Annotated in this window: 17 protein-coding genes, 1 pseudogene and 1 riboswitch; of the genes and pseudogenes, 17 read left to right on the top strand and 1 reads right to left on the bottom strand. The window is 49.3% G+C overall.

Going from position 1 to position 23,801, the window contains the following annotated elements:
* The first annotated feature begins 214 nt into the window (after positions 1-214).
* A riboswitch (cobalamin riboswitch) is annotated at positions 215-405 on the top strand.
* The 14 genes from DMB88_RS27815 to DMB88_RS27750 all read left to right on the top strand — a co-directional run bounded on the left by DMB88_RS27815 (position 392) and on the right by DMB88_RS27750 (position 16,606).
* Positions 392-643 (top strand): hypothetical protein, encoded by a 252-nt coding sequence (locus DMB88_RS27815; protein WP_128103884.1) that lies wholly within the window; start codon positions 392-394, stop codon positions 641-643. Its footprint overlaps the riboswitch before it by 14 nt.
* Before the next feature lie 98 nt (positions 644-741).
* Entirely contained in the window at positions 742-2,673 is a 1,932-nt protein-coding gene (gene cobJ / locus DMB88_RS27810; RefSeq protein WP_128103883.1) for a precorrin-3B C(17)-methyltransferase, read from the top strand.
* Between the two features lie 165 nt (positions 2,674-2,838).
* Positions 2,839-4,098 carry a sirohydrochlorin chelatase gene (locus DMB88_RS27805; RefSeq protein WP_128103882.1) on the top strand — a complete coding sequence of 420 codons (1,260 nt, stop codon included), beginning with the start codon at positions 2,839-2,841 and terminating at the stop codon, positions 4,096-4,098.
* A complete protein-coding gene (gene cobK, locus DMB88_RS27800) occupies positions 4,095-4,865 on the top strand; it encodes a precorrin-6A reductase (RefSeq protein WP_128103881.1) in 771 nt (256 codons plus the stop codon). The genes DMB88_RS27805 and cobK overlap by 4 nt, the downstream gene beginning before the upstream one ends.
* A 120-nt stretch (positions 4,866-4,985) precedes the next feature.
* A complete protein-coding gene (locus tag DMB88_RS27795) occupies positions 4,986-5,633 on the top strand; it encodes a precorrin-8X methylmutase (protein ID WP_128104639.1) in 648 nt (215 codons plus the stop codon).
* A 1,030-nt stretch (positions 5,634-6,663) separates the two neighbouring features.
* Complete coding sequence (locus tag DMB88_RS27790; RefSeq protein WP_128104638.1) at positions 6,664-7,815, top strand: cobalt-precorrin-5B (C(1))-methyltransferase; 1,152 nt, start codon at positions 6,664-6,666, stop codon at positions 7,813-7,815.
* The gene (gene cbiE / locus DMB88_RS27785; protein ID WP_254438369.1) at positions 7,778-9,079 is read left to right on the top strand and encodes a precorrin-6y C5,15-methyltransferase (decarboxylating) subunit CbiE; all 1,302 of its coding nucleotides are present in this window, start codon (positions 7,778-7,780) and stop codon (positions 9,077-9,079) included. The genes DMB88_RS27790 and cbiE overlap by 38 nt, the downstream gene beginning before the upstream one ends.
* 32 nt (positions 9,080-9,111) lie before the next feature.
* Positions 9,112-9,828, top strand: coding sequence for a precorrin-2 C(20)-methyltransferase (gene cobI / locus DMB88_RS27780; protein ID WP_128103880.1), 717 nt, complete (start codon positions 9,112-9,114; stop codon positions 9,826-9,828).
* Positions 9,825-10,622, top strand: a complete 798-nt coding sequence (cobM, locus tag DMB88_RS27775; RefSeq protein WP_056701998.1) for a precorrin-4 C(11)-methyltransferase — start codon at positions 9,825-9,827, stop codon at positions 10,620-10,622. Before cobI ends, cobM begins: the two co-directional genes overlap by 4 nt.
* A complete protein-coding gene (locus tag DMB88_RS27770) occupies positions 10,615-11,706 on the top strand; it encodes a cobalt-precorrin 5A hydrolase (protein ID WP_128103879.1) in 1,092 nt (363 codons plus the stop codon). The genes cobM and DMB88_RS27770 overlap by 8 nt, the downstream gene beginning before the upstream one ends.
* 99 nt (positions 11,707-11,805) lie before the next feature.
* On the top strand, positions 11,806-13,401 hold the full coding sequence (locus DMB88_RS27765) for a cobyrinic acid a,c-diamide synthase CobB (protein WP_128103878.1): 1,596 nt from the start codon (positions 11,806-11,808) through the stop codon (positions 13,399-13,401).
* A 419-nt stretch (positions 13,402-13,820) separates the two neighbouring features.
* The gene (locus DMB88_RS27760; RefSeq protein WP_128103877.1) at positions 13,821-14,459 is read left to right on the top strand and encodes a ThuA domain-containing protein; all 639 of its coding nucleotides are present in this window, start codon (positions 13,821-13,823) and stop codon (positions 14,457-14,459) included.
* A gap of 98 nt (positions 14,460-14,557) precedes the next feature.
* Positions 14,558-14,935: a phasin family protein gene (locus DMB88_RS27755; protein WP_128103876.1), complete on the top strand. Its 378-nt coding sequence runs from the start codon at positions 14,558-14,560 to the stop codon at positions 14,933-14,935.
* Entirely contained in the window at positions 14,936-16,606 is a 1,671-nt protein-coding gene (locus tag DMB88_RS27750) for an ABC1 kinase family protein (RefSeq protein WP_128103875.1), read from the top strand. It begins immediately after the preceding gene.
* A gap of 541 nt (positions 16,607-17,147) precedes the next feature.
* Here the strand turns inward: DMB88_RS27750 and DMB88_RS27745 are convergent.
* Positions 17,148-17,666 carry a pilus assembly protein gene (locus DMB88_RS27745; RefSeq protein ID WP_128103874.1) on the bottom strand — a complete coding sequence of 173 codons (519 nt, stop codon included), beginning with the start codon at positions 17,664-17,666 and terminating at the stop codon, positions 17,148-17,150.
* 629 nt (positions 17,667-18,295) lie between these two features.
* Between DMB88_RS27745 and DMB88_RS27740 the strand changes: the two are divergent.
* From DMB88_RS27740 to DMB88_RS27730, 3 genes and pseudogenes are all read left to right on the top strand, one after another.
* Positions 18,296-19,746 (top strand): annotated as a pseudogene (locus DMB88_RS27740) (SulP family inorganic anion transporter).
* Between the two features lie 776 nt (positions 19,747-20,522).
* Positions 20,523-22,091 (top strand): DEAD/DEAH box helicase, encoded by a 1,569-nt coding sequence (locus DMB88_RS27735; RefSeq protein WP_128103873.1) that lies wholly within the window; start codon positions 20,523-20,525, stop codon positions 22,089-22,091.
* Between the two features lie 498 nt (positions 22,092-22,589).
* Positions 22,590-23,792, top strand: coding sequence for a hypothetical protein (locus DMB88_RS27730; RefSeq protein ID WP_128103872.1), 1,203 nt, complete (start codon positions 22,590-22,592; stop codon positions 23,790-23,792).
* Positions 23,793-23,801: the final 9 nt, after the last annotated feature.

Raw genomic sequence — 23,801 nt, 5'->3', positions numbered from 1 at the left:
ACGGTCTATTGGCATAAAGATCGTACCATGCATAAGAAATGTACATGTTATCCTGATCCATTTTTGGGTCAGGATTTTTGCTGTTTTCAAGTGGATACACCCTGAATAACTCCGAATAAAACAGAAGAAAGGTAGCTGGTACATTCATATCTTAAACATGGACATTTTTTCCGAAGCGATGTTATGATAAAAACAAATTATTCACATTATGCTCATATATGAAAACAAGCAAGGTGCTCTTGCGTCAGGCAAGAGATAACAGGGAATCGGGTGCAAATCCCGAGCGGTCCCGCCACTGTAATGGTGAAGCTCTTTTTTGGTTGATGTCACTCGTCATTCGGGGAAGGCAGAAGAAGAAGCTAATGATCCAGAGCCAGGAGACCTACCTTGCATGTGTCACCAAACCCTTCGCGGAAAGGAGTGGTGTACGAATAATCAGGAAACAGGCGGACAGACGGTTCGCCTGATAGGCCTTTTATTTGGCGTATTCAACAACTGGACGGTGCTCTTCGCATTATGTCTTGTGGTTGTTTTCTTGAGTGTACGTACATACGTATCCCATCCGATTGTAGGATGGGATTTTTTGATTTTGAGAGATTATTATGAGAATCGTTGTTGGTCGAATGCATTTATCCATTTTTGAACAAAACGCTGCTTGATTAAGCCTATTTATATAGAAGACGCTGAAAACGGAATTGTAGAATGTGCAGGTTTATTTAGGGTGATGGAGGAGGAAAAGCGATGCAAGGTCAAGGTAAGTTGCTGGTCATCGGATTTGGCCCAGGCGCGATGGAACATATTACGAATCGTGCACTGGAGGCGCTTCAGGAGAGCGAGGTTATCATCGGCTACAACACGTATGTCGATCTCATTCGGCCGTTGTTGAACGGACAAGCGATCGTGCGGACGGGGATGACAGAGGAAGTAAGCCGGGCTCAAGAAGCGGTTAGGCAGGCCGAAATGGGCAAAATTGTTGCGGTAATCTCCAGTGGTGACGCCGGTGTATATGGTATGGCAGGTCTAGTCTATGAGGTATTGATGGAGCAGGGATGGAAACCTGAGAGCGGTGTTGCCGTTGAAGTGATTCCAGGCGTATCGGCTATTAATTCCTGTGCTTCTCTGCTTGGTGCACCGGTGATGCATGATGCGTGTACGATCAGCTTAAGTGATCATCTTACCCCATGGGAAACGATTATTCGCCGGGTCGAAGCAGCGGCGTCAGCGGACTTTGTCATTGCACTCTATAACCCGCGCAGTGGGCGCAGAACACGCCAAATTGTCGAGACGCAGGAAATGCTGCTTCGTTACCGTGATCCCCAAACTCCGGTTGGATTGGTGAAAAGCGCCTATCGGGATCGTCAGGACGTTGTTATGACTACCCTGGAGGACATGCTTAACCATGATATCGGGATGCTGACCACCGTGATCATCGGTAACTCTTCGACCATGATGTACGAAGGGCTCATGGTCACTCCTCGTGGGTATCAGCGCAAATATACGCTGAATACCACGGAACAGTCGCTCAGACCTCATGAGCGACTTCGCACCGAAGCCGAGCCATGGTCGCTCGGCGCAAGAGAAGCCCGCGCTGCCACCTCCGGTGAGGCAGCGGGCGCGGACGCGGCTCGCGAAGCGCAAGCCGCGAAGCTCCAGGCGGAGCCAGCCATGCCCGGCGTGAGCGCCGGAACAGGCCCAGCTCCGCAGAGCCAGCCGCCTGCCGGTGCAGGAGCCTCTGCTGCGCAGGCATCGCACCCGGCTGGCGGCGGCACCGCCGTGCTCGCTGGCGAGCGGCCAACGTCAGCGCCGGCAGAAGCCGCGCAGCGCGCAGCGGTTGCTTCGCCGCAAGCGGGTGCCGCTGAGCTGGCGGCGGAAGCGCTAACGCGGCTCGCGGTAGGCGGTGCCCTGGCGGGCGAGTCCGCTCGCCGCTGGCTGGACGCGGCGCCTGCTGCGCCTGGCGTGGCTGGCCATGCACCGCAGGCCGCAGGCGCAACGGCGGTGCGCACTGCGCCCGCACCAGGGCAGAAGCCGCCGTTGTTCGAAGTTGGCGTATCGCCTGGCGTCGGCAATAAGAAGTTCACTGCCGCGCAGATGGCATTGCTCGCACAGTGCGCGAGTGAGGATGGGGAGCTGGAGTATACACCAGAGCACCAGATTATATTGCGTGTGCCAACCTTTGAGCCGGATCAGCTCGTAGATGAGCTGCGCGCAGCCAATTTTATCGTAGTCCCGATCGGGGATGTCATTAAAGTGAAGGCTTGTGACTTCTGCGATATGGAGAAAGATGATGCTGTGCCGATGGCTAATCATTTGCAGGCCGTTATTGGCGGGTTGAATGCTCCGAAGAAAACAAGCGTTGCCCTCAATGGCTGCGGAATGGCTTGTTATGGTGCGGTGCTTGAAGATATCGGAATTGTGTATCGCAAAGGCGGGTATGACCTGTTCCTTGGCGGTAAGAAGTTTGGACGTAATGCTCACCCTGCACAACCTGTGGCTGAAGGCATTAAGGGGGATGAGATTGGTGGCATCGTGGAACGGATTGTCGCGGAGTATCGGGAAAAAGGACATCCGAATGAGCGTTTTCATAAATTTTTCAAACGTGTTGGCGTGATTCAAGGCTTCCGTCATGTGGATGCACCCGTTACGGTGGAAGTTAATCCAATCTGTGGTGACTAGTCTTCTGCGCAAACAGACAAGAACTCACAAGGCTATATGTGTGTGTTATGAAAAAGGTCTATTTTTCAGAAACATGCGATTGGCGATGTGCGATGAATGGAATACAAATACGAATTGATGAGATGCCTAGATCTGAAGATCAGGCTGGGGAGGAATTAACCGGAGATGAATGCGATATTACTGGTGGGGCATGGTAGCCGTGATCCTGAGGGAAACCGGGAGTTAATGGAGTTTGCAAACTCGGTGGCAGAGAGAGCACCTGAGAATACGATTGTGGAAACTTGTTTTTTGGAGTTGGCTAAACCAGGTATTGCTCAAGGCGTAACGGCATGTGTAGAAAAGGGTGCGACTCGCGTTGTGCTTGTACCGATTATTTTGTTTGCAGCGGGTCATGCCAAAATCGATATTCCAAATGCCATTGACCGCGCCAAAGCGCGTTATCAGCAAGTGGAATTCATCTATGGACGTCCGATCGGTGTGCACGAGAAGGTCATTCAGATTATGCAAACCCGTTTGAAGGAAGCACAGCCTGTATCTGCAAATTCCGGCGGGGGAACGGCTGTAGCGACTGCACCGGTTGCAACCGATGAAGAGACTGCAATCCTGGTGCTTGGACGCGGCAGTAGTGACCCTGATGCGAATAGTGACTTTTTCAAAATGACTCGTATGTTGTGGGAGAAGTTGCCCTACAAGTGGGCAGAGAGCAGCTTCATCGGTGTAACGCAGCCTTCCTTCCCGGATGGACTGCAACGTTGCCTTCTGCTTGGAGCCAAAAAAATTATCGTGATGCCGTATTTCCTGTTCACAGGTGTGCTTATTAAACGTATTGATGAGATGACTGCAGAATTCGCAGCAGCACATCCAGATGTTCAGGTGGAGATCGGAGGATATTTCGGTTTACATCCACAATTGGTGGAAGTGGTACTGGAGCGAGCCAACGAAGGCTTAAATGGACGTGTAGCTGCCAACTGTGACAATTGCCAGTTCAGACTGGAAGCGGCGAAACATCACCATCATCACCACGATCATGATCACGACCACGACCACGATCATCACCATGACCATGATCACCATCATCACGATCACGGGCATGACCATCATCACCATGATCATGTGCATACACATCATCACGAAGAGACCCATGATCACGCACACGATCATGGACATGCTCACGATCACACTCATGAGCACCATGAGCATCTGCATCTGCATGCGGTAGATGAACACGAGAAGAATATTGATAACGCTGGTCAGAAGTTGGCGCCCGATTTCCATCACGATCACGATGGCGAGTTACATCATACTCATCACGAACAAGAAATTATTACGGGTCACCACGTTGATGCGCCTTCGCCTGCCGGAGCAGATGAGACGACAACTAACGCACAGATTGCTGTAGCGGAGGAGCAGGTGAAGGGCTCATGATCTTCATGTTATGTGGAACAAGCGATGCGCGGGAGCTCGCATTACAAATTCAGCAGCAAGGTACAGAGGTACTGACATCTGTGGTGACAGAGAGCGCGGCGAATAGTCTGTCTGAGGCAGGTTTGCCGGTACGTACAGGTCGTTTGACGATTCCAGCGATGGTAGAACTGGTGCAAAACCAAGGAAGTCGAGCCATTGTAGACGCGAGCCATCCATTTGCTGAAGAGGCACATGCCAATGCAATGGAGGCGGCCAAACAAGCAGGCATTCCATACATTCGTTACGAGCGTACAGGACTTGCCTACGACGATCATCCGTTGTTACATGTGGTTTCTTCGTATGATGAAGCGGCGTTAAAAGCGAAGGAGCTTAAAGGCTCTGTCATGCTAACGACGGGTAGCAAGACGCTACAAATTTTCACGAAGCATCTGCTTGGAGATCCGGATATTCGTCTCGTTGCTCGCATGCTTCCGCGTCTCGATAATATGGAGAAATGCAATGAGCTAGGGATGGAACAGCGCAATATTATTGCGATGCAGGGGCCATTTTCACGTGAGATGAATGAAGCGTTGTACAAGCACTATGCCACAACCGTTATGGTCACCAAGGAAAGCGGCAAAACCGGAGCCGTTGATGAGAAAATCCAATCTGCGTTAGAACTGGGCATTCATGTGGTGCTGATCTCACGCCCTGAGGCGGAGTTTGGAACGGTATTTGATGAATTTGATGGTGTACTAAGTGAGCTGAGCCGTGTACTGGTGCCATAATCCGCACATACAGAGCTTGTTCAAAAAGTCCGCTTTTGATTACGCACATATAGTCCAAATTTTCAAAATTTAATTTTAAATGAATGAATTTCATAATCCCTTTATAGGAGTGAGTACATGATGGATTTCAAAACAGATTTCAAACCGCTGACAGTACAGCCGCAGGAAATTGAAGGAAAAAGCTTCGAGATGATCACCGAGGAGCTGGGCGAGCATCCGTTCACGGACGAGCAGTACCCAGTCGTGCAACGTGTCATTCACGCATCTGCTGACTTTGAACTGGGCCGGAGCATGGTATTTCACCCTGATGCAATCCAAGCCGGGATTGCAGCACTGCGTGCTGGTCAATCCGTCATTGCCGATGTACAGATGATTCAAGCGGGAGTGAGCAAAGACCGTATTCGCAGCTTCGGCGGAGACGTGCATGTACATATCTCTGATCCAGACGTGATGGAGGAAGCGAAACGGTTAAATACAACGCGTGCCATTATCTCTACGCGTAAAGCCACTCAAGCCTACGAAGGTGGAATCTATGCGATTGGTAATGCACCAACTGCACTGCTGGAACTGATCCGTCTGGTTAAAGAAGGCGAAGCGAAGCCAGGCTTGATCATTGGTATGCCTGTAGGATTCGTGTCCGCTGCTGAGTCGAAGGACGAGCTGCGCAAGCTGGATATTCCGTTTATCACGAATATTGGCCGCAAAGGCGGCAGTACCATCGTCGTCGCTGCCCTCAACGCAATCTCAATCATGGCAATGAAATCCTAATAGTTCTTGTTTAATTACTCGTGGCGACTCACTGTTTCGTCAAATACAAAGTTTGAAATAACGAGTTATCGCCATGGTTAAAGTGTTAGCCAGGTTTGTAAATTAGTAACTCCATTCACCGCGAACTTCTAGCAGCGGTGAATGAATAGTTACCCAGGCGCCTTCCAGCCAAGGTTGAGCCTTTAATCCATGGCTGTAATGTCTCTACGTGCCATGGTTAAAATGGCAGTAAGGTCTATGGATTAGTAACTCCATTCACCGCGAACTTCTAGTAGCGGTGAATGAATAGTTACTCAGGCGCCTTCCAGCCCAGGTTGAGCCTTCAATCCATGACTGTAATGTCTCTACGTGCCATGGTTAAAATGGCAGCAAGGTCTAGGGATTAGTAACTCCATTCATCGCGAACTTCTAGTAGCGGTGAATGAATAGTTACTCAGGCGCCTTCCAGCCCAGGTTGAGCCTTTAATCCATGGCTGTAATGTCTCTACGTGCCATGTTTAAAATGGCAGCAAGGTCTAGGGATTAGTAACTCCATTCACCGCGAACTTCTAGTAGCGGTGAATGAATAGTTACCCAGACGCCTTCCAGCCCAGGTTGAGCCTTTAATCCATGGCTGTAATGTCTCTACGTGCCATGTTTAAAATGGCAGTAAGGTCTATGGATTAGTAACTCCATTCACCGCGAACTTCTAGCAGCGGTGAATGAATAGTTACCCCAAACGCCCTCCAGCCCAGGTTTAGTCATTTAAATCAGGGCTGGAGGAATGTACTGTACTAACGAAGTGTGCCAGAGACGCAGGAGGTAGCGGAGGGAACGGAATCGATTCTGTAGAAGCGGAGCGGTCGCATTTGTCCCCGGATTTCTCCCTTAGTATAAGGGGGAATCAAAGAAATCTGGGGACAACGGCGATCGAAAGAACGATCCGTTCTCGGAGCGGCCACCCCGGAGTCTCCCCCTTCTGCGGCAAACGTAGTTACCTCAAGTACATCCGACAATTTAAATGATAAGAAAGGACGGGAGGTCAGAGACCATGGAGAAGAAACGCATGAAAAGCGGTGAAGCACCCGATCCCGACAAACCGATGCGATCTGGCTTCACCACAGGGGCGTGTGCCACAGCCGTTGCCAAAGGGGCAACGCAGTTACTACTAACCGGAACGGTGCCTGAACAAGCTGTCGTGTCCCTTCCTGCGGGCTTTGACCACTCGTTCGAACTGATCGAGCAAGGGTTAGAGGATGGGGTGGCAACCTGTGCCACGATTAAGGATGCCGGAGATGATCCGGACGCAACACATCTCGCGAAGATTATTGCCCACGTATCCTGGCGAGATGAGCCTGGGATGGAGCTGGACGGCGGGATCGGCGTTGGGCGTGTGACGAAGCCAGGATTGCCTGTTCCAGTGGGCGAAGCAGCGATTAATCCCGTTCCGCGCCGCATGATCACCGAAGCGGTAACGCAGGTTCTGGCCGAACACGGCACAGCGCGAGGGGTGCGTGTGGTCATCAGCGTGCCAGACGGGGAAGAAATCGCGAAGAAAACGCTGAATTCCCGGCTTGGCATTCTCGGTGGTATCTCGATTCTGGGTACACGGGGCGTGGTTGTACCTTTCTCCACATCGGCGTACAAAGCCAGCGTGGTACAGGCCATCTCGGTAGCCCAGGCTTCCGGTTGCGATCATATCGTCCTCACCACTGGGGGCAGCAGTGAGAAATACGCGATGAAGATGATGCCCGAATTGCCAGAGGAAGCCTTTATTCAGATGGGCGATTTTGTCGGGTTCGCGATCAAGCATGGCAAGCGGTTAGGGATGAAACGTATCAGTCTGGTCGGCATGCCCGGTAAGTTTGCCAAGGTGGCACAAGGTGTCATGATGGTGCATTCCAAGAGTGCGCCGGTGGATTTTGGATTTCTTGCGTCCGTCGCTCGGGAGACGGGAGCCGGAGACGAGCTGGCGCAAGCGATCGAGGAAGCCAACACGGCGACTCAGGTAGCGGATATGATGACCGAAGCAGGGTATTTGCCCTATTTTGAGCGGTTATGTACATATGCCTGTCGGCACTGTCTGGAGCATGCGGGCGGTGGCATGACGGTGGAAGTGGTATTGGTAACGATGAAAGGAATGGAACTTGGGAGGGCGGAAATCAGTGAACTTGACGACAACAACTGGAGCAAAGGATCATAAAATCCACATTATTGGCATAGGCGAAGACGGCGCAGCGGGGCTGACAGCCGAATGTTTGAACATTATCCAAGCAGCTAACGTACTTGTTGGCGGTGAACGTTTACTGCAATATTTCCCTGCATTTGAAGGCGAGAAGCTTGCGATTAAGAGTGGTTTAAGTGACCTCGTTGTGAAAATAAAAGCGCTTCAAGCCACACACCATATCGTTGTGCTGGCTTCAGGAGACCCGCTGTTCTACGGCATTGCCGGGTATCTGGCGCGTAAGCTTGGCTCGGATCAATTGCAGATCCGACCTCATCTGAGCTCACTGCAGCTCGCATTTGCCCAGCTCGGCGAGAGCTGGCAGGACGCCGTGCTCGAAAGTGTGCACGGGCGTCCGCTCAAGGGGCTCGCACAGCGCATCGATGGCAAAGCCAAAGTTGCGCTGCTCACCGATGAGCAGAACAGCCCGGCGGCCATTGCAGCTTATCTGCAACAATTCGGCATGACCGAATATGACGCCTACGTGGCTGAGAATCTGGGCGCGGAAGATGAGCGTGCCCGTCATTATACATTGGACGAGCTGGCGGCAGCCGAATGCAGTCCGCTGAACGTCGTGATTTTGCTGCGCCGCAAAGATGCACCAGCACCACGCAAAGGGTTTGGCTTCGCGGATGAAGAGTTCCACCAGCGCAAGCCGGAGAAAGGCCTAATCACGAAGCGCGAAGTGCGTGTGTTCAGCTTATCCGAACTGCAGCTCGCAGAGGATAGCGTTGTCTGGGATATTGGCGCAGGTTCAGGGTCGGTTGCTGTAGAGTGCACACGGCTCGCTCCGAAGGGACAAGTCTTCGCTATTGAAAAAAATGAAGGTGACCTCGTCAACATCGAGGCCAATCGAGTGAAATTCCGGACGGACTTTACCGTCCTTCATGCCAAAGCACCAGCAGGGCTGGACGAACTACCGAATCCGGATGCGGTGTTCATCGGCGGCAGCGGCGGAGAACTCGCGCAGCTGATCGCCCTATGTGCGTCCCGGCTGCGCCCAGCGGGACGCATCGTAGTGAATGCAGCGACAATTGAGACGCTGCATGACAGCATGAAGGCGATGCGCGAAGCAGGCATGGACGCATCGGTGACGTTGCTTCAGACGGCGCGTAGCAAGCCGATTTTGAACATGACTCGTTTTGACGGATTGAACCCGATTTATGTGATTACAGGACAGTATGTTGTTTCTGAGAACACAGAAGCACCAGCAGCGGGAACAACAGCAGGAGCGGCAGAATGATCGTTGAAGGACAGAACAAGGGGGATAACAACATGAGCATGGGAGCAGTAGGCACACTATATGGCGTGGGTGTGGGGCCAGGTGACCCGGAGCTGATTACCGTCAAAGCATACCGTATGATCAGGGAATGCCCTGTAGTCGCTTATCCGAAGAAACGCAAGGGTGGTAAATCCTACGCCCATGAGATCGTGGAGTTGTACGTGAATCCAGAAGAGAAGGAAATGCTTGGTCTGATCTTCCCGATGACGAAAGACCCTGTTGTACTGGAGCGTGAATGGGGTAAAACCGTTGAGGCATGTTGGGGTGCGCTCAAGGAAGGGAAAGACGTTGCTTTTGTGACCGAAGGAGACCCGAATCTATACAGCACATTTATTCACTTGGCACGTCTGATGCGCGAGTTGCACCCTGAAGTGCCAATCTCTTCTATTCCGGGGATCTCCTCCGTACTAGGTGCAGCGGCAGCGCTGGATATCCATCTGGCGGATGGTGACGAGCAGGTGGGCATTATCCCAGCTACAGCGGACAAAGAGGCCATGCGACAAGCGATTGAGCATCACGATACGATTGTATTTATCAAAGTGGCGAAGGTGCTTGACCTTATGCTGGAACTGCTGGAGGAGATGGGTCTCGGCGGCAAAGCCTCGGTCGTTACCAAAGTCACTTCTCCATATGAACTGATCTGGCGTGATGCCCGTGAACTGAAAGGGCAGGAGCTGGAATATCTGAGCCTGATGGTGGTGAGCAAATGAAAACATTGGAACCGAAAGTATATATCGTAGGTGCAGGCCCAGGAGACCCGGAGCTGATTACGGTAAAAGGCTCAAACATTTTGCGAAGTGCCGATCTGGTGCTCTACACCGATTCACTCGTGAATGATGAGCTCATTGCTACGGCGAAGCCGGAAGCGGAAGTGTTGCAAAGCTCAGGCATGGATCTGGAGCGCCAAGTCGAGCTGATGACGGAGGCAACGCGCAATGGGCGCAGTGTAGCTCGCGTACATACAGGCGACCCGGCGATGTACGGGGCAATCTTAGAGCAGATGGTATTGCTCAAGCAGCAAGGTGTGGACTATGAGATTATTCCAGGCGTCAGCTCGGTATTTGCTTCGGCAGCCGCATTAGGGGCAGAACTGACTGTGCCTGAGCTGACCCAGACCGTTATTCTGACTCGCGCGGAAGGACGCACGCCTGTACCAGAACGGGAGAAGCTGCGTGACCTCGCATCGCACCACTGTACCGTTGCGTTGTTCCTCAGTGCTACACTTGCCAAAAAAGTTGTCGTTGAATTCCTCGCCGCAGGCTGGAGTGAAGATACACCGGTTGCGGTGGTGCAGCGTGCCACGTGGCCAGATCAGAAAATTGTGCGTACAACGCTAGCTAATCTTGCCGCGGACTTGCGTGCCGCAGGCATTACAATGCATGCGATGATTCTCGCTGGCTGGGCGCTTGATCCAGACCTTGTGAATCGGGATGCGCATCGCTCCAAGCTGTATGACAAATCCTTCACCCATGGGTACCGCAAAGGAGTGAAGTCTGGTGAGTAATCCATATGCAGCGGTAGCCATCACCAAGCATGGGGTTGAGATGGTACGCAACATGGCTGGACAATTCCCGGGGACGGATGTTTATTATATGACGAAGTTCGCCCGTGGAGATGAGCAGCAGCTTGGCTACAACATGTTCGAGGGCTCCGTGAAGCTGATTCTGCCGGACTTGTTCAAACGCTATAATGGCATTATTTTATTCATATCTCTAGGTGCCGTGGTACGCATGATTGCGCCGCTATTAGTGGACAAAAAGGTGGATCCGGCTGTTCTGGTCATTGATGATCGCGGAGAACATGTTATCAGCGTGTTGTCCGGTCATTTAGGCGGTGCCAATGAGTTGACCCGCCAGGTGGCAGAGGTGCTTGGCGCACGTCCGGTGATCACGACGGCCTCGGATGTGCAGGGGACAATCCCGGTGGATCTGTTTGGTCGTGAGCTGGGCTGGACAGTAGATAGCTTCGATAAGGCTACGCCCGTGAGTGCAGCGGTTGTGAATGAGGAGCCAGTTGCGCTGATTCAGGAGACGGGAGAGCGAAATTGGTGGAAATACGATAAGCCAGTCCCTGATCATATTCGCGTTTTTGGTAGCATGGCGGAGACAGAGGCGTTTGCCTTCAATGCGGCACTCGTGATTAGTGATCGATTGCTTACTGATGATGAACAACAGCGATTCATGAGCAACGGTGTATTGTATCGTCCCAAAAGTCTAGTGCTAGGCATGGGCTGCAACCGTGGAACATCCTTGGAAGAATTGGAGCAGGAGGTTCTCGCGACGCTTGCAGAACAGTCTCTTTCCGTGAAGAGTGTGCGTAACGTAGCCACCATTGATCTGAAAAAGGATGAGGAAGGCTTGCTCGCGCTATGCCAAAAGTACGGCTGGGAGCTGGTTACCTATTCCCCTGCTGAACTAAACACGGTCACTCTGCCGAATCCGTCCGAGACGGTATTCAAATATACAGGAGCGTATGGCGTCAGTGAGCCGGCGGCACTACTCTCCTCTGGGGCAGACCATTGGTTGCTGGAGAAGAAGAAAAGCGGTAATCTGACGATTTCTATCGCACGCATTCCGTTTAAACATTGAACTAAAATTATATAGATAACCGCATCGGTATTCGGTGCGGTTTTGTTATATCATTTCCATCTCGATAACGAAATCATGACGACAAGGTAGGGAACTCATATGATGACGATTGCTGAACAACATGCCAAACAGGACAGACCTCGGTTAATCATTGCGGGCACGGGAAGTGGCGCAGGCAAAACAACGGTAACGCTAGGTTTAATGAAAGCTCTTGATGAGCGGGGACTACGTGTACAGGGCTTCAAGTGCGGTCCAGACTACATCGACCCGACCTATCACACGGCGGTGACGGGCAGGCCATCTCGCAATCTGGACGCATGGATGACCTCACCGGAGTATGTACGCAATACATTTGTGCAAGCAGCAGATGGACAGGATATTTCGATCATTGAAGGAGTCATGGGATTGTATGATGGCAAAGACCCGCTCAGCAATACCGGCTCAACTGCCGAGATTGCGACGGTCACGCAGACACCTGTGATCCTGGTTGTGGATGTTCGGAGTATGGCACGCAGTGCGGCGGCGATTGTGCTTGGGTTTCAACAGTTGGAGCCTGAGCTGAATATTGCTGGTGTCATCGTCAACCGCTGCGGGAGTTCAGGGCATTACCAGATTGTGAAGAAGGCGATTGAGCAAATGTGTGACATCCCCGTGGTGGGCTGGCTGAAACGAGAGGAAGATATGTCGATTCCCGAGCGTCATCTTGGTTTGGTTCCCGCAATCGAGCGGGGTGAACTTGACCCGTTATTCCAGCGAGCGGCCGATGCACTGCGTGAGGGGACGGATCTGGACTTACTTCTGAAGATTGCAGGTGCAGCGCCTCCGCTGGAATCGAGGAGCCTGGTATCTGAATTGGAAGAGCAGCAGCTTTCTGATGATGAGCAACGTTCTGAGCCTAAGCATCCCTCGGAACAGGAGCGATCTCAACAAAACCAACAATCTGAACAAAGCCAACAGGATCAAAAAGATCAACAAGAAAAAAATGAACATCAGGAACACCAGGAACGCCTAAGCGATCAACAACAACATGCCCAAGCACGTCCTGTCATCGCAGTTGCACGGGATGCGGCGTTTAACTTCTATTATCCGGATAACCTGGAGCTGCTTGAGGAAGCTGGCGCGCAGCTTACGTATTTCAGTCCAATTGCGGGTGAAGGGATTCCAGCGGATGCAGACAGCATCTATCTGGGCGGTGGTTTTCCAGAGGAATTTGCTGAAGCTATTGCGACGAACAGGTTGTTCCTAGAAGGGCTGCGTGAAGCGGCGTGTCAGCACATGCCTTTATTTGCCGAGTGTGGAGGTTATATGGTGCTTGCAGAATCGCTAACGGATCGCCAAGGGGTAACGTTTAACATGGCGGGTATTGTTCCTGCACATGTACAGATGCAAACCAAGCGCGCAGCCCTTGGATATCGTGAGGCAAGTGCTGTTCAGGATTCATTTTTGCTGGAAAAGGGAGATACACTGCGAGGTCATGAATTCCATTATTCTACGATGACCTATCACGATACAGACACGATTCCTTACGCATATGAAACGAAAGGCATGCGAGGCTTGAAGCCAGAGGGATACAATTCAGGTCATATTCTAGCTGGGTACACCCATGTGCATCTTGGTTCTAACCCTGGAGCTGCTTACAGATGGGTAGAGCATTGTCGCATGTATCGACAAAGTAAGCAGAAGGAAGTAGAGTGACTCTATCCTCGTTCAATTATCTGAGACTTTGGTCGTGAAGTTGGCCGCTAATCATCAGAATTAAAGGTTTTTGCCTGCATATGTGGAATGACTTAAATACTACCCAGAGCATCGGTGGACGCTGGACTGGTCAGTAATGACACATATACAATTGACGAGTGCACCTGTGGCTCTCTTGGGACGAACTCTCTAAAGGGTCACAGAATTCAGGATATGCTTATGAACAAAGCGGCTATACTAAGAAGTAGTAGTGAACATATCCGCGAATCTGAACGACAGGCATAAGCATATCGTGGCTTAAGTAAACCGGACTCACCGTCATGAAGGTTTCAAACAAGGGTAACCTGCTATTTGGATGACAAGGGGGACATCTTTTTCGGTCACTTGATAATAGGGAATTAGAAAGGGGATTACATGTAATGGATCATCGTAAAAAGGCGTTATTGCTCGGCGATTATACACATCCCGATTGGCACCCGCTTCAAGGCGTGGATGCTGAGATCAGCCGAATCTTTCAAGATATTATGACTGTGCAATGCAGTGAGAACCGCAATATGTTATTACAAGAAAATATCACAGGATTTGATGTGTGTATTTCATATATGGACGATTGGAAGGGAAAAGTCTCTCCACAGCAAACGGCAGGATTACTGTCCTATGTAAGTAATGGCGGCGGTTTAGTCATTCTGCATAACGGAATCTCGCTCCAAAATCGATATGAACTCAAGCAGATGATCGGTGCCAAATTTTTGCATCATCCACCGTATGCTCCACTGGAATTCACAGTTACGGAGCAGTCACATCCTGTGACAGAAGGCATTACCGGATTTGCGCTGGAAGAAGAGCCTTATCAGTTTGAATTTGGTTCCTTCTCTGAAACGAAAGTTTTGCTTGAGTATCAGTCGGAAGAAGGGCCTAAGCCAGCGGCTTGGGCACATAAATATGGTTTGGGGCGGATCGTGTACCTGATGCCAGGACATCATGTGCCGACGTTTGCCCACGAGACTTATCGTAAGTTGGTCTTCCAAGCAGGCAAATGGGCTGCGCGTTACGTGTAACCAATCGTTATATGTTTGTGTTAATCATGTGTACGGACTTTTTGAACGACCTCTAATAGGGGTATAATATATGCATCAATGAAGAGGGGATGACAGGAATGAGCGATTTGTTCAAAAAGGCGATTTCATTAGGGCTAGGTCTTACCGTCGTAAGCAAAGAAAAGATTGAAAAAACAGTGGATGATCTAGTAAAACGCGGTGAACTCGCGCCGGGTGAATCTAAGGCTCTAGTTGAACGTCTGATGGAACGAGGCGACGAGGAGCAGGGTCAGCTGAAGAAAGTAATTCACGAACAGGTTAGACGTGTGCTGCAGGAAGTGGGCGTACCTTCAAAAGATGAAGTAACAGGTCTAGAGCAACGTGTAGCGCTCCTTGAGAAGAAACTTGCAGAACTGAATCAGACACCACAGCTTCAAACGGATAGCTCCCCTGCTCCACTTGAAGTTCCTCCTCTCAAAGGAAACGAGATCGAGTAGATGGCTGTACGAATTAAACATGTCGGCAGATACCGGGAAATTGCCATGGCGCTAGTGCGTCATGGCTTCGGTTATATGGTCGAGGAGTTGGGTTTGTTCCAAATTCTCGCCTTACCCCGCCGATGGATGTCGCGTGAAGCCCACACGACCAAAACACTGAGTGAGCGTATACGGCTAGTGCTGCAGGAGCTGGGGCCGGCTTTCGTTAAGCTGGGGCAATTGGCGAGCACACGGGCAGATTTGTTGCCTGAGTCGGTCATTCGTGAACTGGTGAAACTGCAGGATCAGGTTCCACCGTTTTCTTCGGAGACGGCTAGGGGTATTTTGGAACAGGAATTGGATATACCGTTGGAAGAGATCTTCTCCCGGTTCGAGGATACCCCTGTAGCTGCGGCCAGCATTGGTCAGGTGCATTTGGGTAAACTTCAGAGCGGTGAGGCGGTTGCGATTAAGATTCAGCGACCTGGCATCTCACGAATTGTGCAGCGCGATTTGGATATTTTGCGCGAGTTGACCGCGATGGCTGAGAAGCGCTGGGATTGGGTGAAGCAGTACCAGATTCCGCAAATGGTTGAGGAGTATGCACAAGCGCTGATGGCTGAGTTAGATTACACCATTGAAGCGAGAAATACCGAGAAGATCGCACAGCAATATCAACCGGACGAGAAGGTGAAGATTCCGACGATTTACTGGGATCAGACGTCTTCCCGTGTGCTCACGATGGAGTATATTGAAGGAATCAAGCTGAATGACCGTGAACAATTAGTTAAAAAAGGACATGACCTGAACGATATTGCACAGCGGCTGGTAGATTCGTTATTGAATCAGATTTTCATCCATGGCTTCTTCCATGCTGACCCACATCCAGGTAACCTGATGGTACTCAAGGATGGTAGATTAGCCTTTATTGACTTTGGCATGGTAGGAACGCTGAGTGACGAGATGAAGCAACAGCTGGCTACGCTTATTATTGGACTGATGCGCAAAGATACGGACAGTATGGTTCGTTCGATTGAGAAGCTGGGTATGATGCCTGATGATATGGATCTTCGCGGGCTACATGTCGATTTGGACAAGCTCAGAACGAAGTATTACGATATTCCATTTTCTAAAATCAGTGTAGGTGAGGCACTCAATGACCTGTTCGGCGTGGCTCAGCGGCACCGTGTGGTGATGCCTGCGGATATTCTATTGTTAGGCAAGTCGCTACTGACGATGGAAGGTGTCATTGAGCATCTCGACCCATCCTTGAGTATTGTGGATATGGCGGAGCCCTTTGGACGTAAACTGATTAAGGAACGATTCAGCCCAGGCAGGATCAAAAATAAACTCTTCCGTAGTGCTGCCGACATGGCAGAGAGTGTGATTGGATTGCCAGGACAATTGCGGCAGTTATCTTCGATTATCAGCAAAGGAAAGCTGCGATTGGAAGTCAGTGTGCCTGAACTGGAGACGCTGCTGCGCAGGCTGGATCAGATCAGCAACCGATTATCATTCAGTATCGTACTGCTTGCCTTTTGTATCATTATGGTTGGACTTATCATCGGTTCATCAATCAGTCATCAGGCAACGATGCTATGGGACATTCCGGTGATTGAGATTGGATTTCTTGTGGCTATATTGATGGTGGCGTTTCTGCTCTATTCGATATTTAAATCAGGGCGGTTCTAGACTAATATTGAAATAAACAATAAGGATATTTACACGCTAGCCACTCCGATGACAGAATAACCTTCCGATCGCTGTTATCCCCAGATTTTTTTGATTCCCTTTGATAAAGGGGAAAATCCGGGGATAAAGGCGAACGCTTCGCTTCTTCATGTTATTTCTGTCCTCTCCGTTATGGTGTAAATGTTTAGTTCAAAAATATAGCTAGAACCGTGATTTATTGGGGAGTAAATATTACGAGGCTGTCTTCAAGTCACATAGGTGACTTGAAGACAGCCTCGTTTAGTTTTATATGAAGTTCGAGAATGTCCGTGACTGATTGAATGAACTTTCCTCAAATTTTTGGTTGCTTTTCAATAAGGGGAATATCGCATGATAAGTATATGCTGCCTAAGAGCTTTCTTTCAGAAAGCTCTTGGCAAATACCTTGCTTCTTCATGTTATTTCTGCCCGGCTCTATTCTTCGAACCGAACATTTTATAACGCCAAGCCTATACACATGCATAGCTCTTTTTAAATGCCTCAGCTATCTAAATTAACGCAATTAGAAATCATGAATGTTGGATGCAAGTTTACCCGAAACCTCACCATTCACGGCATATTCGCCGCCAACCCACTCTAGGACATAACTTCCGCCACGCATGCCTTGTGGATACCCCTCTTCAAAATTAGTCCAGATCAGAGTATCTTGAGCAGCAATTGTCTTCTCGAAATAGATTTTATCCGTGCTCCCTTTATGTGTCAGGGTAACTTGAACTGGATGGCTACTATTATTTTTCATGACAAGTTTGAGGTGTCCACGACCTGCACTTATGGTAAAAGCGTTAGGAACCGAAGTGCCGCCAATGGCTTTGTGTTCCCAATCTGCATCTTTTGTAGAGTGTTCAGTCTCATCTTCTCCATCCGCGGACGTATGGATCACCGAGTAGGTGGTTTCCGTTGGAAGTGTGCTGTCTTGTGAGTTGCCGGAATGTGACCTGTCTGAGGTGACACCTACAATAAATGTGATAAATGTGGTCAATGCGATGGTCAGCACTAAGGTGATCGTTACCCTTTTCTTCATGAAACATAATCCTCCAAATCGCAAATATAAAATGGAACAAGGCATGATAGACCGGTTAATTCTATAATATGTAAATCGTTACGTGTAATTAACTATAATAGGTATTTTTTCTGAATTTAAACCATGACGGCATAAAGAGCAAGTTATATTTTTTGACTAATTAAAGCATGTAAGAGTAATTTATAGAAAAAGGAAGATATTAAAAGATAATTCGCTATTATCTCCACATAAACGTATTCGTACATATAGGGCACCTTGTCTATAATAATAGGTCAGTACATAACGGATCCGGTTTTTCTGAGAGGGGAAAACCACGAGTATCATGAACTTTAAGTATCATTCTTTCATGATAACTCATCGGTATCGAAACGCCCGGAATGCAACGATGGAATTTAGGTAGATTCACACTGGAACGGATGCCGGTGCAGACCTGCATTTTATTTTTTGCTGTGCAGTAGTTTTGGACGGTTATGAAGCCATACCACAGGTGCAGATGATCATCATTGCGGATCATGATTCCGCTATTTTGTGCTGGTTGCCTTCGTAAATCAGTGATGAATCGTTCTCTCGATGGTCGGGTACGTATTTTAAATTTGGTGGTATAGAGCGGGAGGATTAGCAAGAAACATATGAATACGTTAAAACAACAATGGTTTGGCAACATTCGCGGAGATGTGCTGGCAGGTATTACAGTTGCGCTCGCACTTATTCCTGAAGCGATTGCCTTCTCCATCATTGCAGGTGTCGATCCGATGGTCGGATTGTACGCTTCCATTACGATTGCCATCGTAATTTCTATTGCCGGAGGCAGACCGGGCATGATCTCGGCCGCAACGGGTGCCATGGCAGTACTCATGGTTGGGCTTGTCAAAGATTATGGCGTGGAATATTTATTCGCAGCGACCATATTAACGGGGATTATTCAGTTTATATTAGGTATTTTTAAAGTTGGACGATTCATAACCTTTGTACCGCACTCGGTATTAACCGGATTTGTGAACGCACTGGCAATTCTTATTTTCATGGCACAGCTCACACATTTTACAGGCGCGAACTGGATGATGTACGCGATGGTTGCGGGCACGCTGGCGATTGTTTATATTTTGCCAAGGTTTTTCAAAGCGGTACCGGCTCCTCTCATTGCGATCATTGTCATGACGATTATTACCATGGTCTTTCACTTAGATGTGAAAACGGTAGATGATATGGGTAAGCTGGCCAGTACACTCCCGATGTTCCATTTGCCTAATATCGCTTGGACGTGGGATACACTGATGATTCTGTTACCTTATTCCTTCACTATGGCGCTGGTAGGTTTGCTTGAATCTCTACTGACTGCAACGATTGTAGACGAGATGACCGAGACAAAGAGCAGCAAAAACCGGGAAGTACGTGGGCAGGGGATCGCTAACTTTGTTAACGGCTTATTCGGTGGTATGGGCGGTTGTGCAATGATCGGACAGTCGGTCATTAATGTGAAGTCGGGCGGACGTGGACGCTTATCCACCTTCACCGCAGGAGCGTTTCTGGCGATACTATTGCTACTTTTCAGTGGTGTAGTCAAGCAGGTACCAATGGGTGCACTCGTAGGTGTCATGTTTATGGTGTGCATCGGAACCTTTGACTGGAGTTCGGTTAAAAATATTGCTCGTGTACCTCGGGCAGAAGCGATTGTTATGGTGGTTACCGTAGCGATTGTAGTCTATACCCACGATCTGTCGATCGGGTTATGGTTGGGGTTGTACTCAGTGTGCTGCATTTCGGCTGGAAACAGACCAAAATTCATGTGCAGACAAGCCAAGAGCAAGGACAGAAGATTTATCGCGTGGTTGGACCATTTTTCTTCGGTTCCTCCTCTCATTTCGTTGATAAGTTCAACGCGGAGGCTGATCCGGACGAAATTACAATTGATTTTGGCGGATCACATATCTGGGATAACACGGCCGTCGTTGCGATTGGTAAGGTGAAATTCAAATATGCGAAACTCGGCAAAACCGTTCATCTGCGTGGATTGAATGAAGAAAGCTCACTCTTGTTAGAGCGAAGCGGGTTTGCCACGTCTGTAGGACATGGATCATAAACTGATTGAAACTACGTTTGAACCACGGCAGGATGATATGATCTGTAGCTGAACGAAGTATGTTTTGGTAGCGGTGGAATCTAGTGATTTATAGCGGTAGATAAATGAAATGGTTTATATCGCTCAATTAAAGTGATTGTCAAGCAAGCTCTTATGAACTGATCTATTAAAATTATAAGCTTCTTCCTTACAGCGGTGACTTCTCTCAGAGTTTAACTTGGGAGAGGCGCCGCTGTTCTAGTTTTAACAAACCTAACACGTCTTATATGGGGTTAATGCATGCTTTTGTTTTTCTAACGAATCACAGGCACGTTATACTGCCAGTATCGCCAATATGTCCTCTGTTTTTGCGGATATATCGTGTAATAGAGCGGCTGGAGTTCGTTAGACAGGACAACTTGCTTAATAGGCTGGAATAGAATGCGACAGATTCGTTAGGGGTTTAGGGATATCTTAGTTAGAAGCGTCCTGCTACAAATCTCGGTAATTTGTGCTACAAGTTACTAGCGAACGCGGTATCCCCTTTTGTTTTGCTTGACTAACGTGTAAACTACAGGGTATGGAGAAGAAGAGCAACGTGTGGATTGCTTTTTAAAAAATTCATTTCATAATCATGGTTGATATAAGGGAAACTATGTAGGTTGAAATAGACATTTTACACTGATTAGATGGTTGTTAAGTCATTGGAGAGGTCATTGTAAAGGAAACTGGTTCAATTTATTACGCAGGTCATTATGAAATGGACTTATCTAAATGAATATACAGAGGTGTAACGATTGGCTAATTTTGAACAACTGGGCATTCGTCCAGAATGGTGCGAAATCCTGAAACATCAGGGAATCGCCGTGGCGACTCCAGTACAGGAACGTTCGATTCCGGTACTACTCGGAGGGCGTGATATTATTGCTGAGGCACAGACAGGCACAGGGAAAACGCTGGCTTTTTTGCTGCCGATCATTCAGAAAATCAACGTATCTGACCGCTCACCGCAAGCGTTAATTATTGCGCCTACACGTGAACTCGCGTTGCAGATTACGGAAGAAGCGAAGAAGCTGACAGCCAATGATGATAAGCTGCATGTGCTTGCTGTGTATGGTGGACAAGATGTAGAGAAGCAGCTGCGCAAATTGCAGAACGGTACTCAGATCGTGATTGGTACACCGGGACGTCTGCTCGATCACTTGCGCCGTGGCACATTGAAGCTGGATAACGTGAAAAAATTGGTGCTGGACGAAGCAGACCAAATGCTGCATATGGGCTTCTTGGATGATGTAGAGACGATTATTCGTGAACTGCCACACAAACGTCAGACCATGCTGTTCTCGGCAACCATGCCGAAGGGCATTCGCATGCTGGCTAAGAACTACATGAAGGACCCTGAGGATGTAAAAGTATCCTCGAAATCGGTTATTCCGATCCATCAGATTCGCCAGCAGGTGCTGGAGTGCACGGATCGTGGGAAATTTGATGCGCTTCGTGGCATGATTGATACGTATCGCCCATACCTCGCGATCATTTTCTGTCGGACGAAGCGTCGTGCCAACAAGCTGAATCAAGATCTGCGCGAAGCAGGGTACGAAAGTGACGAGCTTCACGGGGATCTGTCCCAATCCAAGCGTGAGAATGTCATGAAAGCATTCCGTGATGCCAAGTTGCAAATCCTTGTTGCTACGGATGTAGCGGCACGTGGTCTGGACGTTGAAGGCGTAACGCATGTATTCAACTACGATATTCCTCATGATGCGGAAAGTTATATTCACCGAATTGGCCGTACAGGTCGTGCGGGTGGAACAGGTCTTGCGGTAACCTTTGCAACTCAGCACGACAGACCTGAGCTTGCGCGTATTGAAGAAGGTACAAACCAGAAGCTGAACCGTATTCAGTGGACAAGTGAAGGCCCAGTAGCTTCTACTGGAGCAACCCGTCGTACCATCAACAGTCAAGGTGATGATGAGCGTTCAGGCGGACGCTCTGCTGGCACAGGCAGTGCTCGCCGCGGTGCAGGTCGTAGCGACCGTGGAGATGGCGGTCGTGGTGGTCGTGGTTCCCGCGGCGGCGAAGGTGGACGCAGCGGTGGACGTAGCGGCGGCCGTAGTGGTGGACGCAGTGGCGACGAGCGTAGCGCTGGACGCGGTTCCGCGCGCAGCAGCGACAGCAGTCGCGGTGCCAGTCAAGGCGGACGCGGTGCAGGTCGCAGCGGCGATGAGCGTAGCAGCAGCCGTAGTGGTGGCCGTAGCGCCGAGGGACGTAGCAGCGGCGGCTGGGGTGGACGCAGTGCCGACCCACGCAACGCTGGGCGCGGCTCTGCGAAGGGCGACCGTCGCGATTCACGTCGCGGACGGTAAGATGGATTACGTCAGCGGTGGTGTAACCATGCTGGCGTAACGATGATGCCATGCTGGATGTAAGCATGGCACATATACGAGAGGACTCCGGTACAACGGTACCGAGTTCTCGAACAAGGGTCACGGCAGGAGTTTGCCGTGGCCCTTTTTTCCATGGGAGAAACGCATTAGATTCTGGTACGTAATGGAATAGGTATGAATTTTGAAGTATCTTCACCCCAATAGAGCTGAATTGTTGCGAATGTGGATAATTCGGGTATACAAGAAGTGGGATTTGGGGTCATGGTTATGTGGAAATGGAAGACAACCAGTTGCGATATATATGATGAAGAATGCCCAGTTCTATCAGAAGGCGAGTTATGAAGAGCATGATGCTCTTAAGGATAACGATGATCCTCCTCCACCACCCAAGACAAGTGACATCTCAATGAATCGTCGGGTCGGAAAATAAAGCAAATATTTAATCCATATTTAAGCCCTTTAGAAGGAGGACTTCGTATGAGTACGTATATCCATTCACATGATCTCGTCGAGAAGCAACGATCCATGTCACCTTCGTATCGAAAATTCCGCTATGCCACGTTGTATGCATATATGATTATCGGGGCTTTGCTCATGATTGCGCCTGTTATTCTACTTTTCGTAGATCTATCCATTTTAACGTGGTTCTTTCTTGGTGCGATTCCTTTTGGCGGCGTGTTAGCCTATCGTTCGTATCATCAATTACAGCAGGAGACATGGGCGGAAAACCATCTCAGTCAGACTCAGATGCACAATAACCAAATTAGATATAGCCAGTGGAATCCGCATACCAAAATGAACGAGGAGAATCAATTCGATTGGTCTCAGATTCAAACGGTGTATTACGGCAAACATATGATAGAACGCCTTAATGCTTATGTGCAGAAGGCACCTTCGGGTCTGCAAATCATGCCTGTCATACACCTGGTATATCAGCAGAACATGAAAGATCGAGTTCATAGTGTGCCATTTTATGAAGAGCAGGATGCTGAAGCGTGGATAGAACGTCTTGCATCAACGGGCAAATTGAAATTCACAACGATCCATACCGATGGTTATGTACCTGAGGCAGAGCTGTTGAGGAAACTCCGTATGGACCGAGACCAAGAAGCATTTTCGTACACAGAACAATTAAGTCATCAGCACGATATGTATCTGGAGCGAGTGGAAGAACGGATGGAGGCCGATGACTATGACGAATTAACGGAGGAAGAAGAGGAAGAATTACTCGCACAAATGCGTGCTGAAGACGAGCAAGAGCAACGAGACTCATCAACGCGTAATGTAGGTCTAGGCTGGCTGGTATTTGTGCTGCAATGGGGTGTTGCTTATTTTATGGGAAGAGCTGCAGAATCCGGAAGTATTGAATCGGAACAATGGCTTATGCCGTCTATTATCATCATGATAGGTTGTGCACTGTTCTATATTTTAGTGAAGCGGCTGCTGTGGAAGCATATGTTGTTCTACGCTGGCGGAACACTTCTGAACTTCCTAGGCACCAGCATCCTGCTGGGAGGAAGTGATGAGACGACAGTGATTGGACAGATGAACCTTTCCTTATCAGGCAGTGCAATATTATGTGCTGTGTTAGTTTGGATTCCATATATTCTCATCTACCCGCTCAGAGCAGGAAGAGATGGTCGTAGACAGGACGAATCCATATCCCTAAGTCATTCGTAATCATTCATA

It is taken from the genome of Paenibacillus sp. DCT19, assembly GCF_003268635.1.
Taxonomy (GTDB): domain Bacteria; phylum Bacillota; class Bacilli; order Paenibacillales; family Paenibacillaceae; genus Paenibacillus.
This window is presented reverse-complemented; position numbering and strand designations above follow the sequence as displayed.